12 protein-coding genes are annotated in these 13,867 nt (G+C 42.2%); 7 read left to right on the top strand and 5 right to left on the bottom strand.

Annotation, left to right across the window (positions count from 1 at the left end):
- Positions 1-44: 44 nt before the first annotated feature.
- Positions 45-2,600, bottom strand: a complete 2,556-nt coding sequence (locus tag ACFQ1M_RS03185; RefSeq protein ID WP_386403768.1) for an outer membrane beta-barrel protein — start codon at positions 2,598-2,600, stop codon at positions 45-47.
- Positions 2,601-2,728: 128 nt separating this feature from the next.
- On the opposite strand from ACFQ1M_RS03185, the gene ACFQ1M_RS03190 reads away from it, so the two are divergent.
- On the top strand, positions 2,729-3,091 hold the full coding sequence (locus ACFQ1M_RS03190) for a CoA-binding protein (RefSeq protein WP_386403770.1): 363 nt from the start codon (positions 2,729-2,731) through the stop codon (positions 3,089-3,091).
- Here ACFQ1M_RS03190 and ACFQ1M_RS03195 read toward each other — a convergent pair.
- Positions 3,068-4,540, bottom strand: a complete 1,473-nt coding sequence (locus tag ACFQ1M_RS03195; RefSeq protein ID WP_386403772.1) for a sodium:solute symporter — start codon at positions 4,538-4,540, stop codon at positions 3,068-3,070. The two genes, ACFQ1M_RS03190 and ACFQ1M_RS03195, sit on opposite strands and share 24 nt — an antisense overlap.
- A 144-nt stretch (positions 4,541-4,684) precedes the next feature.
- Here ACFQ1M_RS03195 and recR point away from each other — a divergent pair, with 144 nt between their 5' ends.
- The 3 genes from recR (at position 4,685) to ACFQ1M_RS03210 (ending at position 7,860) form a co-directional block, all read left to right on the top strand.
- On the top strand, positions 4,685-5,305 hold the full coding sequence (gene recR, locus ACFQ1M_RS03200) for a recombination mediator RecR (protein ID WP_386403775.1): 621 nt from the start codon (positions 4,685-4,687) through the stop codon (positions 5,303-5,305).
- Between the two features lie 3 nt (positions 5,306-5,308).
- Positions 5,309-6,436 (top strand): glycosyltransferase family 2 protein, encoded by a 1,128-nt coding sequence (locus tag ACFQ1M_RS03205; protein WP_386403778.1) that lies wholly within the window; start codon positions 5,309-5,311, stop codon positions 6,434-6,436.
- Positions 6,437-6,528: 92 nt separating this feature from the next.
- On the top strand, positions 6,529-7,860 hold the full coding sequence (locus ACFQ1M_RS03210) for a dihydrolipoamide acetyltransferase family protein (RefSeq protein WP_386403781.1): 1,332 nt from the start codon (positions 6,529-6,531) through the stop codon (positions 7,858-7,860).
- 47 nt (positions 7,861-7,907) lie between these two features.
- Here the strand turns inward: ACFQ1M_RS03210 and ACFQ1M_RS03215 are convergent, their stop codons facing one another.
- The 3 genes from ACFQ1M_RS03215 to ACFQ1M_RS03225 form a co-directional block, all read right to left on the bottom strand.
- The gene (locus ACFQ1M_RS03215) at positions 7,908-8,147 is read right to left on the bottom strand and encodes a hypothetical protein (RefSeq protein ID WP_386403784.1); all 240 of its coding nucleotides are present in this window, start codon (positions 8,145-8,147) and stop codon (positions 7,908-7,910) included.
- Positions 8,140-8,595 carry an SRPBCC family protein gene (locus ACFQ1M_RS03220; RefSeq protein ID WP_386403787.1) on the bottom strand — a complete coding sequence of 152 codons (456 nt, stop codon included), beginning with the start codon at positions 8,593-8,595 and terminating at the stop codon, positions 8,140-8,142. The genes ACFQ1M_RS03215 and ACFQ1M_RS03220 overlap by 8 nt, the downstream gene beginning before the upstream one ends.
- Before the next feature lie 89 nt (positions 8,596-8,684).
- Positions 8,685-9,446, bottom strand: a complete 762-nt coding sequence (locus tag ACFQ1M_RS03225) for a T9SS type A sorting domain-containing protein (protein ID WP_386403790.1) — start codon at positions 9,444-9,446, stop codon at positions 8,685-8,687.
- A 176-nt stretch (positions 9,447-9,622) separates the two neighbouring features.
- Here ACFQ1M_RS03225 and ACFQ1M_RS03230 point away from each other — a divergent pair, with 176 nt between their 5' ends.
- Genes ACFQ1M_RS03230 through ACFQ1M_RS03240 form a run of 3 tightly spaced genes read left to right on the top strand, consistent with a single transcriptional unit; the run spans position 9,623 to position 13,864 of the window.
- The gene (locus tag ACFQ1M_RS03230) at positions 9,623-11,590 is read left to right on the top strand and encodes a peptidylprolyl isomerase (RefSeq protein ID WP_386403793.1); all 1,968 of its coding nucleotides are present in this window, start codon (positions 9,623-9,625) and stop codon (positions 11,588-11,590) included.
- Positions 11,591-11,592: 2 nt separating this feature from the next.
- Positions 11,593-12,450, top strand: coding sequence for a peptidyl-prolyl cis-trans isomerase (locus ACFQ1M_RS03235; protein ID WP_386403795.1), 858 nt, complete (start codon positions 11,593-11,595; stop codon positions 12,448-12,450).
- Complete coding sequence (locus ACFQ1M_RS03240) at positions 12,443-13,864, top strand: peptidylprolyl isomerase (protein ID WP_386403797.1); 1,422 nt, start codon at positions 12,443-12,445, stop codon at positions 13,862-13,864. Before ACFQ1M_RS03235 ends, ACFQ1M_RS03240 begins: the two co-directional genes overlap by 8 nt.
- The last annotated feature ends 3 nt before the right edge of the window (positions 13,865-13,867 follow it).

Here is a 13,867-nt window from a genome sequence, read left to right on the forward strand (position 1 = left end):
TAACACTAACCATCAACTATAGAATTGCAGTCATTAAACGTTCTTTAGAAAATTCCTCCACTTCCTTGTTTTTCATTATTATCTCTGCTACGGCGTTGTTTTGCTCTATATTTACCTCCACCAAATCTATAAGATAACCCAGCAAAAACTGTTTGGCTTTCCCAATTGAATCGGCCCTCTTGTGGATAGGGTCGATCTCCATTGAATCTAAATTCCATGGTATTGAAAATATCGTTATAATTCAAGCTGAAGGTTCCTTTTCCTTCGGCAAAGTTGTAACGTGCACCGAGGTTCACAAAGACCATTGGGTCCACATCAAATTGGATGTTCCTATTCTTGCCTCGGTAAAATCCGAAAGCTGAAAGCGTGAGTTTTTTTGTAACGCTGAAATTGTTGAACATTCTAAAATTCCATGCGGTGTTTGTCACTTGGCGCTCTTCCGTAAATATCTCGTCGAGTTCTTTCACACCGTTACCATCTTCATCTATCGAGAATTCCGTGAGGCCTCTTTGTTTTTGGCTGAAGAAGTCAAAGCTACCGTTGATGCTCCACCATTTGGTGGGACGGTAGTTGGAGGATAACTCAAAACCGTAGGCTGACGTATTGTTAAAATTATCGAAGGTAAGGATGATCCTGTTTAATTCTGGGTCCAGTCTATCGACGAATACCGCTCTATTGATCTCGTCTTCGATGGCTCTATAAAAGACACCCGCGGTAACGCTTCCGCTTTTGAGCCTCCTTGTGTAATTCAGCTCTAACGAATTTGTGAATTGTGGGACTAACGACGATCTCCCAAAAGAAGTGATCAGTGGGGTACTCCATTCCCTAATTGGATTTACCTGTTGCAAGCCGGGACGATCCACTCTGCGGCTATAGCTCATTTGATAGCTATTCTTCTCAGAGGCTGTATAGGTCACAAAAGCTGACGGATATATTTGCGTATAATCGTTCTCGAACTTCCTCAAGATCTTGTCGCCATCTCTTGTTACGATAACATTATCATCGGTGGTAATATTTGATAGGTCGTCTGTTGTAATACCTGGTTCGTATAATTCTTCGGTATCGGCTGTTACGCTTACCGTTTCAAAACGTGCACCGACTTGCACCGACCATTTCTCCCATTTTTTTCCATAGGTGGCGTAGGCCGAATAAATATCCCTGCTGTAATCAAAATCTGTCGAAGGCCCTGGAATGTCTCCTCCTGATAGATCAAATGGGTTTTGGACAAATTGTGACGAAGTACGAGCGATGTCCGAATTGAACAATCTTGCCTCAAGGCCAAGTTCCAGCTTGGTCTTTTCATCGATAGGATTTACGTAGTCCAAATTCACGGTCAATCGATCCCTTTCAGTGTCAACAAAGTCTTCATAATCCAAGGTGGTCGTGTTTCCACGGAAATCGAAGGTGGCATCTTCATCATTTTCAAAGGTGTTGTAATCTGCCTCTAATTCTATATTATGGTCATCTTTCGCAAAATCCAATTTATAGTTGAAATTGTATTGTGATGAGAGATTGTCTCTGATATTATTGAATATTTGAGAGAAATCATCAGCAGCATCCATGTTTACGATATCTGTTGTTCCTAAGGTGCCACCATCAAAGAAATTTTGATTGGTGAAAACGGAGATCGTATTCTTTTCATTCAAGTAAAAGTCAAAACCAACTTTAAACAAGTGGGTCTTGCTGTCATCCAGAAAGGCAAATTGCTGATCCGAATTGTCGTCAGATCTAAATACGTTACCTCGATTGAAATTCTTGGAAATGTTATTGCTATAGTTTCCAAACAAATTTAGTTTGTTGTTTCGGTAGTTGAGGTCAATACCGCTATTGAATCTCGCATTATCATCGTAGTTGAGACCTATGTTGATGTTTCCATTGAAGCCGATCATCGCATTTTTGATCAATACGATGTTGATGATACCACTCATACCCTCGGGATTATACTTCGCAGATGGATTAGTGATCAATTCGATCTTCTTTATCGAGGTCGAAGGAATTTGCTTCAGCAATTGCGCAACAGGGACATTGGTAAGTTTTCCGTCGACCATGACCCGTACATTTTGATTGCCACGCAAACTGAGGGCACCTGTCTGCTGATCGACACTCACCGATGGTAAATTATTCATGATATCGGAAGCCGTTGGGCCTGCGGTTTGCAGGTCTTTTCCCACATTGATCACTTTTCTATCGATACGCTGTTCTATCGTTGATCTTTCGGCAACCACATCCACACCCTCAAGTTCATCGACATTTTCTTCGAGTGTGATGGTACCAACATTCAATCGTCTGCCGCCTCGACCGATGGTGATCTCTTGGTTATGTGTTTTGTAGCCGATAAAGCTAACTTCGAGCACTAATGAACCATCTGGGATACCTTTAAGTTCGAAAGTTCCATCTTCGTCTGTAATAGCTCCGGTGATCGTGCTTTGGTCGGTTTTGGCTTTTATAGCTACCGTGGCATACGGAATAGGTTGTTGAAGGTTCTTGTCGATTACTTTTCCACTTACTACTCCAACGTTTGGTAATGATGGACCAGTGGAATTTTGTGCGTTTATCATAAAGAATGACAAGAACGCACACCATAAAATTAAATTTTTCATTGGTTAGATTGTTTGTTTTTTGATTGATGATGTGGTACTCACAAAATATTTGTAAGTTCCATACAGAACAGACGACAACATTTAGATTGTGTTACCCCTTTTAACAATACTTAACAGCATTTTAACAAATGAAGAAAAAGACACTGGTTTTAGGCGCTTCTACAAAGCCGCACCGCTATTCCAATATCGCGATCAATCGTTTAGCCGAAAATCAACACGATATTGTTGCTTTTGGTTTGCGTGAAGGAGTTGTCAACGGAATAGAGATCGATACCGAGTTGATGGATTACAATGGTATAGACACTGTGACATTGTATATGAAACCTGAGCGCCAAGTGGCCTATTACGATTATATTATTGGGTTAAAGCCAAAGCGTGTCATCTTTAATCCAGGCACGGAGAATCGAGAATTTTATCAATTGCTTCAAAAAGAAGGAGTCGAGGTAGCCGTGGCTTGCACACTTACCTTACTTGCGACGAATCAGTACTAGCCCCAAAAAGGTGAACAACCCATTAAAGATCAATAGTTCGAATCCAAAGATGTAGCCTCCTAAAAGGCTTTCGGAATGATCTGCGAGGAGATAGGTCAAAACTACAGATATGACAGCAACGCCCCAAACGTAGTTATCTCTGATCTTTGCTTTAGTGAAGATGCCAAAGGCAAAAAGGCCTAACAGAGGGCCATAGGTATATCCTGCTACGGTCAATAGTTCGTCGATGACACTTTTATTGTTAAGACTGTTAAAGATGATGACCACGATGATCAAAAGAACGGACATTGCAACATGAACACGACCTCTGATGGCTTTCTGTTTGGACACCTCTCTTTGTTCTATGTTCAAGAAATCAATAGAAAATGAAGTGGTCAATGAGGTCAAAGCCGAGTCGGCACTAGAATAGGCAGCAGCGATGAGCCCAAGCAAAAAGAAGATGGCAAGTGCCAACCCAAGACCTCCATTTAGTGCAACTTCTGGAAACAAAAGGTCGGTTTTTACTTTTCCGTCCATCATTGGAACAGCGATGCCGGTCTTTTCAGCATAAATAAACAAGAGGGCTCCCAAAAGAAGAAAGAACAAGTTGACGACAACGAGGACCAAGCTAAAGGAGACCATGTTCTTTTGAGCTTCTTTCAAGTTTTTACAGGTCAGGTTCTTTTGCATCATGTCTTGATCCAATCCGGTCATGCAAATGGTGATGAACATTCCGCCTAAGAATTGTTTGATGAAGTGATTCTTGGGCAAGATGCTATCAGTAAAGAACCATTTGTCATATTTGGTCAACTCGGTCGAAGCAAGAAAATCCCCTAATGTCCATTCCAGTTTATTCAATATCATCACGATGGCGACGCCGACGGCTATAAGCATGAATAGTGTTTGGAGCGTATCGGTCCAAACGATGGTCTTGATTCCCCCCCTAAAGGTATAAAGCCATATCATTAGGATAGAAAGCACCACGGTTAGCGCGAAAGGCCATTGACCACCAAAGATCTCGATCTCATTGAATACAAAACTCTGCAAGACGATAGCCACCAAATATAATCGGAAACTCGCTCCCAAGACTCTAGAGATAAAGAAGAAAAAAGCGCCAGTTTTATGACTCACAACACCAAAGCGTTCATCTAGATATTCATAGATCGACGTTACATTTAGGCGGTAATATATAGGCATAAGCACAAAGGCGATGACGAAGTAGCCAAAGAGGTATCCCAGAACAACTTGCATATATCCAAACTGACTGCTGGCCACCCAGCCTGGGACCGAAATAAAGGTAACACCGCTCAGCGAGGCGCCGATCATCCCAAAGGCCACCAGATACCATGGAGACTGACGTTTTGCTTTGAAGAATATCTCATTGCTGTCATCTTTACCGGTAAAATAGGATATGAGAATGAGGATGCCGAAATATCCGGCTATCAAGAGAAGGATCTGTGTTGGCTGCATATACTTTTTATGAGCAGTTTGTAGTCCACATTCGCAGAGCGCAAAAGATTACACGGTAAAGCAAAGTTGTACAAACATCAATTAGATTGCTAACTTATGAAAATTCCTTCGTACTTCGTACCTCTAAAATTGTACTTTTGCGTTATGGATTTCTCTTCAAAATTATTGGAAAACGCCGTTTACGAAGTATCTCAACTTCCTGGTATTGGAAAGCGTACAGCATTGCGATTGGTGCTGCACCTATTGCGACAGCCGCAAGAACAGACCCAGCGATTGTCTTTTGCTTTACAGGAAATGCGTGATCAAATAAAACACTGTAAAAATTGTCATAACATTTCCGACGTCGATATTTGTGATATCTGTAATAATCCTTCAAGAGACCGGTCGATCATTTGTGTTGTTGAAGACATCCGAGATGTGATGGCCATAGAGAATACCAGCCAATATCGTGGATTGTATCATGTTCTAGGCGGAAAAATATCCCCGATGGAAGGCGTGGGGCCCCATGACCTGACCATCAACTCGCTTGTAGAGAAAGTAAAAGGAGGACAGGTGGCCGAATTGATATTTGCCTTGAGTTCTACCATGGAAGGGGATACTACCAACTTCTACATCTACAAGCAGATCGAGGCATTTGATGTCAAAACATCTACCATTGCCAGAGGTATTGCCGTAGGTGATGAGCTGGAATATGCCGATGAGGTAACGCTAGGCCGGAGTATTCTTAATCGGGTCCCGTTCGAAAACTCCTTGAAGAGCTCATAACTCATGAAGCTTTCTGTGATCATCCTTAATTATAATGTTTGCCATTTTCTAGAACAATGTATCAGAAGTGTCAAAGCTGCTATCGCCGATATCGATGCGGAGATCATCGTCGTTGATAATTGTTCCCCCGATAACAGTGCGGCAATGGTTAGCGAAAAGTTTCCAGACGTTGTCTTGATCTCAAATGATAACAATATTGGCTTTGCTAGAGCAAACAACCAAGCGGCGGCTCTTGCAAAGGGAACCTACTTGTGTATCCTTAATCCCGATACCGTTGTCGGGGAGGATGTGTTCATCAAGGCATTGGCATTCGCTGAAGCTCAGCGTCAATTTGGCATTCTCGGTTCAAAATTGATCGATGGCACCGGAAACTTTCTTCCAGAGAGTAAAAGAGGATTACCGACTCCTGGCATCGCGTTGACCAAAATGTGGAGTGCCACAAGATCAAAAAAGTATTATGCATCACATCTTCAAGAAAACGATTCAGGTGAGGTAGAGGTGCTTGTTGGGGCCTTTATGCTTTTGAAGAAAGAGCTCTACAGGCAAGTGGGCGGTTTTGACGAACGCTATTTTATGTACGGAGAGGATATCGATCTGTCCTATACCGTACTTCAGGCGGGATATAGGAACTTCTACTTTGGAGAAACTGCAATAATTCATTACAAAGGTGAGAGCACTGTTAAGAATTACGAATATGCGAGGCGTTTTAGCAAAGCGATGAGCATATTCTATAAAAAGCACTACCGGGGGAACTTTTTCGTTCGTTTTGTCATATCAATTGGGGCCAACCTCTTCAGTCTTTTAAGGGTCTTTGGTTCTACCAAAAATGAGGACGACGACGTATTTTCCGATCGTTTGTTCCTATCAAAGAATTCAGAAAGAATTAGATTGTTCAAAGCAACATTCCGCGAAAATAGTGCTGTCTGCAGCGCAATGTCTCAAATCGATAGATACAAACAGCAAAATATGCAGTTGATCATAGATGGAGATAGCTATAGCAATCAGCAGATCATAGCGATAATGGAGACCTTTAAAAACACCGGACTTACATTTAGAATATGGCCAAAAGATTGTAATTTTATCATCGGAAGTGATTCTAGCGACGGTAAGGGAATCGTCCACACACTTTAGCAAACATATTAAATATTGAAAATTTAAATAAAACTTCTTTTTTTTAATATTTTTGCAAAACAGTAAGATAAAAAGACCCTCATATTACAGATATGGCAAAATTTGAACTCAAGTTACCTAAGATGGGAGAAAGTGTTGCGGAAGCAACGGTCACTTCTTGGCTAAAAGAGGTTGGCGATACTATAGAGATGGACGAGGCAATCCTTGAGATTGCAACCGATAAAGTGGATTCCGAAGTACCTAGTGAGGTAGATGGGGTTTTGGTAGAGAAGTTCTTTGATGTTGACGATGTGGTACAGGTAGGGCAAGTTTTGGCGATCATAGAAACGGAAGGGGATGCAGCTTCAGGCAATGGTAGTCAGGTTAAAGATATCGAGGATGTAGTGCCAGAATCAGTTGCCGCAGTGGAAGAAACGGTCCAGGCAGCAAAAGAGTCCGTTACCTCTACAAACGATTATAGCAATTCGGAACGTTTCTATTCGCCCTTGGTAAAGAACATTGCGAAAGAAGAAGGTATTTCTTTGGAAGAATTGGATAGTCTTCAGGGTACAGGTAAAGAAGGTCGTGTCACCAAAAACGACATCTTAGGATATATAGAGAACAAAGGTAGCAAACCCGCAGCTGCGGCAGCAACGCCCGTATCTACGAAAACTGCTGCCCCAGAAGTGAAAACTGCAAGTTCAGCTTCTAAGCCTGCGCCAATCTCGGTCAACGGGCAGGACGAAGTTATAGAGATGACACGGATGGGCAAACTTATCGCGCACCATATGGTAGAGAGTGTGCAAACGTCTGCTCATGTACAGAGCTTTGTCGAAGTAGACGTGACCAATATTTGGAATTGGCGCAATAAACATAAGAAGGCCTTTGAGCAACGCGAAGGAGAAAAACTCACATTCACGCCAATTTTTATGGAGGCCGTGGCCAAGGCACTCAAGGATTATCCGATGATGAACATTCAGGTGCATGGTGATGCAATTGTAAAAAAGAAGAATATCAATCTAGGAATGGCGGCGGCTTTGCCAGATGGGAACTTGATCGTCCCGGTCATCAAAAACGCTGATCAGCTTAATCTCGTGGGGATGGCCAAGGCCGTTAACGATCTTGCGGGCAGAGCTAGGACCAATGCGCTGAAGCCAGATGAAATTCAAGGTGGTACTTACACTGTGACCAACGTAGGTACTTTTGGCAGTGTTATGGGAACGCCTATCATAAATCAACCACAGGTTGGTATTTTAGCTTTGGGTGCTATCAGAAAAGTTCCAGCGGTGATCGAAACTCCCGATGGTGATTTCATCGGCATTCGAATGAAGATGTTCCTGTCGCACAGTTATGACCATCGCGTTGTGAATGGTGCCCTTGGAGGAATGTTTGTAAAGGCCGTAGCCGATTACCTCGAAGCATGGGATATCGATAGAGAAATATAAAAAATGAAATACTATTATATGTGAGAGAGGCTCTTTGGGCCTCTTTTTTATTCTTCGAACAGTCTGCCTCGATGAGGCTTCAGGTCTTTGCGTACTTTTTGCATGTCGTTTTCGCCGACGATCACATAGGCGAAGCTATGCATATTGGAAACTTCTTCGATCCCAGTATCTGCAAACCAGACTTCCTCTACCTTTAAATACTCTTTGAGGTGAACCAGGTGGTGGGCTGCAGTTTGTTTGGCGTTAGGGCCTCGGAAGTCCCAGATCATTCTAATTTTTCTACTCATCTGCTACAGAGATTCCTTGTTCTACAAAGTCTTTGAAGGCCTCCATATACTTACGGCTTTGCTTTTTAAATGCTCCTGGCATGATAAAACCAAAAAATTTCATTTTGAAGGTAGAAAATTTGAATTCCGACTTAGAGATCCACTTGGTTGTTGTGGCATCGACCTCCGAGAAATAGTTGTGTTGCATATTCCACACACCCGCAGCCTCATAGGTGGCGTGAAACTCTTTTGGGAAATTACGTTTCACAATGGTTTCGGTCATGGCCATTTCACTATTTCCCATAGTATACGTGAGACGCATCTTCGCGCCAACTTCTCCCGGGGTTCCATGAATATGTTCATAACTAATTAGACCTTTTTGCCAATATTTCATATTTTCGGCACTGTCCATTTTAGAAATGACCTCCTCCAAAGGTTTGTCGATGACGACTTCATTTTGATATTTCATTATGATCAGGTTGGTTGGTCACTTAAAGGTAAGAAAAAAGCGAATAGGGGATTGCTATTCAATTTATAAAAATGCAATCAAACCCCAGACTAGAGGGCGATCAGCTTCAAGGTTTTGCTCAGGCGGCCGCTTCGTATCCTTAAGACGTACATACTTTTTGGCCTCAGCGATATTTCTTTGGAGAAATCATTTTCAATGGTCACATTGTTTATCTGGAACACCCGTTTTCCTAAGATGTTGAACACTTCAATGCTCGCCTGCCCAACAAGTCCCGTTACTCTTAGTTCGCCATCGTTATAGGTTGCCCTGACATCTGTACTCTCGAAATTGTCAGTGCTCAATACGCCCCTATTGATAGTGGCGTCGACAAGGTCGATATACAGGTCCAATGATTGGTTGTTTCCTCCACCTCCAAATTGATTTTGAAACAATAGGTTTATACCATACACAAGCGTCCCATCAGGGGCATCTGTAAAGAAAATGGAAGGATTGATGTCAATGGCATAAGAATTTGGAGCTGCATTGTTATCGGTATCTGTAGAACTAAGACTGAATTCAGGTTGCCATGTAAGGTCGGCAAACGTACCAGGGACGAATTGAAAGCTACCAGCAGGAGTGTCTAGCCCGCAGTACATAAACACCGAATTTTGAAATTGGGTGTAAAAATTATTGATGATGTCGGTATCCTCAAAAGTTATCGTTATTAGGTCATTCACAGTGGCTGACGAAGCGGTCACAGACAGCGAGCTACCAGCGCCGTTGTATCCATTGAAGTTGATCGTCTCGACTTGAGAAAGTGAGATACCTGAAAAAAAGAATAAGAAAATATATTGAAGATAGTTTTTCGTCATAAGGATCTTCTCTACTTTTAAGGACGATGCAAAGTACGTCGTTTTCCCAAAAAAAAAAAGTTAAAATGAACAACAGTAATGGTTGGAATACAATTCTTTTAATTTTCTTCGTTGTTAGGGTAGTTGTAAACTATTTTCGAATTCTTATTTTTGTCAGTCGCTAAAATACTGGTTTTATGAAGCGTTTCTTTACGTCCTTAGTCTCTATGTTTTTATTGGTTTGCTCCTTCGCACAGCAGAATGGGCAAGAAGTACTATTTACCATAGACGGCGTCCCGACCTATACCGATGAGTTCCTAAGGGTATACAACAAGAATTTGGACCTTGTACAAGACGAGTCACAAAAAGACATGAAGGCTTATTTAGAGCTATTTATTACGTACAAACTAAAATTGAGACAGGCCAAAGAGTTGGGACTAAATGAGAAACGATCCTATCTCCAAGAGTTTGAGGGATATCGAAAGCAATTGGCGCAAAGCTATATGACCGACCCCAAGGTCACGGATAAGCTCTTAAGAGAGGCCCATCAGCGAATTGCCAAAGAGGTAAAAGCCAAGCATATTTTGGTAAAGGTTCCTCAAAATGCCTCGGCGCAAGATACCATGGCTGCGTTTAGAAAGATAAAGCAGTTGAAGAAACGTTTGGCAAAAGAGGATTTTGATACCCTTAAAAAGCTGTTGCATGATGGGAAAGAGCTCTTCGTTGAGGACTTAGGTTATTTTTCCGCTTTCAACATGGTCTACCCTTTTGAGACCATGGCATACAACACAAAAGCAGGGGAGGTGTCCGATCCAGTGCGAACAAGTTTTGGCTATCATGTGATCAAAGTAGAGGATATACGTCCTTCCAAAGGAGAAGTGACGGTGGCACATTTGATGATTCGGGAACGTCCCAACGATCCCAATGACACCGTTAAGGTGCAACCTGCCCAAGAACGGATCAAGGAGATATACGGAAAGCTACAGCAGGGAGAGACCTTTGAAAGTTTGGTACGTCGATTTTCCGACGATAGAAATTCTGCGATCAATGGTGGAAAGCTGCCAAGGATGGGTAGCGGTCGAAGTAGTTCGCAAAAATTTGAAGAGGTCGCATTTTCACTCGAAAAAACAGGAGATATTAGTCAGCCTTTCGAGTCGCAATATGGGTGGCACATTGTAAAGTTGCTAGAGAAGCACCCTGTAGGCACCTTCGACGATATGAAAGCAGAATTGGAGGCTAAGGTCAAAAAGGACATGCGAAGCAGGCTGATCGATCAGTCCTTGGTAGAGCGTATTAAAGATCGCTACAAGGTCAAGGAGGATCCAAAGGCAGTGAATGCTTTTACCACCATGATCACCGATGATTTTTTTGAAAAAAAATGGAAGAAACCCACGGATAAAGATTTTTTGAACAAGGTATTGGTCTCGATTGAGGATAAAGTGATCCGTTACGGTGATTTTGCATCTTTCCTCGAAAAACAACAGTACAACCAGCGATTGAAGAAGGGGGATAGTGAGATGATGATTCGTTCGTTGCTGAAAGATTTTTTGGCTAAGGAATATTTGGCCTATTATGAGGCCAATCTAGAGAAAGAAAATCAAGAGTTCGCAGCAATCGTTGCTGAGTATAGAGACGGGTTGCTGCTTTTCGATCTGATGCAAACGGAAATCTGGGAAAAGGCAAAAAGTGATTCGATAGGGCTTCAAGGGTATTATGAAAAGAACAAAGGGAAATATCGCTGGAAAAAAAGAGCCGATGTAGAGATCGCCTCCTGTACAAAACAATCCTTTGCTAAGAAAGTAAGGAAACTGTTAGCGAAGCAAAAATCCATTCAGCAAATCAAAGACGAGATCAATGAGGGTGCTCTTATAAATGTTATCTTCACCTCCGGAACGGTTGAGGAAGGACATCAGGCATTGCCCAATGGTTTTAAATTTACAGAAGAAGGAGTATCGCGGATCTATGAGGAAAAGGACGACTTTGTGATCGTCAGGGTCAAAGACATCCTTCCCGAAAGCCAAAAATCCCTGCAGGAGGCCAAAGGGAGAGTGGTCAATGATTATCAGCAATATTTAGAGTCTCAATGGGCAGAAAAGTTGCGGCAGGGAAGGACGATCGTTGTAGATGAAAAAGTGCTTTCAAAATTAATCGCAACCAATAATTGAACGTGGCAAGAATAGTGAAGTATAGTATATTTTTTCTCTTCCTTGTAATGGCCTCTTGCGAATGGTTTCAACCAAAACCAACAGGCGAGGTCATAGCGAGAGCTGGCAACGAATTTCTCTATAAAAACGATATAGAGGGAGTGGTGCCCGAAGGAATCGCAGCGACCGATAGTACGATCATGGTCAAAAATTTTATAGATAATTGGGCCAGACAACAACTGCTCATCGAAAAGGCCAAACTCAATCTCAGTGAAGGTAAGCAAGAATCTCTCTCAAAATTGGTGCAGCAATACGAGAACGACCTGTTTACAAAGACCTATCAGGAAGCATTGGTAAGTGCGGGCATCGATACCATCGTAAGCGATACCGAGATCGCTACTTTTTACGAAGACAACAAGGAGAATTTTAAACTGAATGAACAGCTATTAAAACTGAGGTATATCAAGTTGAGCAAACGACACAACGGGATATCCGAAGTTACCACTCGCCTCAAACGTTTTGACGAGGAGGACAAACGTTATTTGGACTCTATCGCTTTGCAGTTCAGGGCATATTCTCTCAACGACTCGGTTTGGGCGAAGGCGGTTCAGGTCTATCAGCGGATTCCACCACTTACAGATGCTCCAGCTGACCAATACTTAAAAAAATCACAATTCTTTACGCTGGAAGACTCATTAGAGGTATATTTGGTGCGCGTTAACGATGTGCTTCAACGCAACGATACGGCACCTTTGGCGTATGTTGCTCCTACAGTGAAGCAGATCATCATAAACAGGCGTAAGCTAGAATTCATTAAGAAATTAGAAAAAGATATCATTGATGATGCCATCAAGAACAAACAGTATGAGATTTATGAATAGAATGGTAACTACCGCTTTGGTGGTGTTTGGATTGTTTACGAGCGCTTTCGCTCAAGAAGAAGAGTCGCAAGTTGATCCAGAGGTGGTAACGGAGGAGCAGGTGCCCGAAAAGAAAGAATCATTTCAACGAATCAAAGTAGATGGTGTGGCCTCTGTAGTTGGTGACTATGTGATCCTCGAAAGCGACATCGACAAGATGATATTGGATCTAAAAGCGCAAGGTGCTCCGATGGAAAATGTTACTCGATGTAATATCTTAGGCAAATTGATGGAAGATAAATTGTATGCTCACCACGCCATCCAAGATAGCCTTGAAATAGACGACGGACGTATCAATAGCGTCGTGGACCAACTGTTGGAATATTTCTCTAGTCAGTTAGGGTCGATAGACAATGTGGTGGAATATTACAACAAAGAAAGCGAAGAAGAACTTAGAAAGGAATTATTTGACATAAAACGATTAGAAGCGTTGGCCAGCCAAATGCAGTCTAAGGTCATCGATGATATAGAGATCACTCCCGAAGAAGTTCGTCAATTCTTTAACAAGATTCCCGAAGACGAACGTCCGTTATTTGGTGCAGAAATGGAAATCGCCCAAATTGTGATCAAACCAGAGATCTCCGAAGAAGCAAAACAAAAAGTGATCGAAGATCTAAAGGGATATCGTAAGGACGTCATAGAGAACGGAGCTAGTTTTGCGACCAAGGCAATTTTGTACTCTCAAGATCCAGGATCCCGCCCCAAAGGTGGAAAATATACCCTTTATCGCAAAAGACCCCAAATGGTAAAAGAGTTCAGGGATGTCGCTTTTAGTTTGCAAGAAGGAGAGATCTCCGAACCTTTTGAAACGGAATATGGGTGGCATATTCTGCTCGTAGAGAAGATTCGCGGGCAAGAGATCGATATACGTCATATCATAAGGATTCCAGAGATCGGTGATAAAGAACTCCAAGAGGCGAAAGAAGAGATCAATACCATAAGACAACGGATCGTGGATGGTGAGATCTCATTTGAAGAAGCAGCTAGAGAAGCCTCGGACGAAAAGGAAACAAGAAATAGTGGAGGGCAACTTTTCAATCCAACCACCTTGGATACGCGATTCGAACTTACAAAGATGGACCCCATCCTTTACAGTCAGGTGCGGAATCTAAAGGATGACCAAGTGTCCTATCCTTTGATAGACGAAGAACGTGATGGCCGTAAAAAGTATAAGATCCTAAAGGTGACCAATCGATATGAAGAACATATTGCGGATTTCTCGCAAGACTATATCAAGATAAAAGAGTTGGCGCTAAAAGAAAAAAAACTGAAGGCCATCCAAAAGTGGATGGTAGAAAAGATAAAAGACACCTACATCAGCGTCAATGAAGATAACCGAGACTGCGAGTTTAGTAACAATTGGTTAAAAAAATGATGC

Origin of the sequence: Sungkyunkwania multivorans, assembly GCF_042675645.1 — a bacterium.
Lineage (GTDB): Bacteria > Bacteroidota > Bacteroidia > Flavobacteriales > Flavobacteriaceae > Sungkyunkwania > Sungkyunkwania multivorans.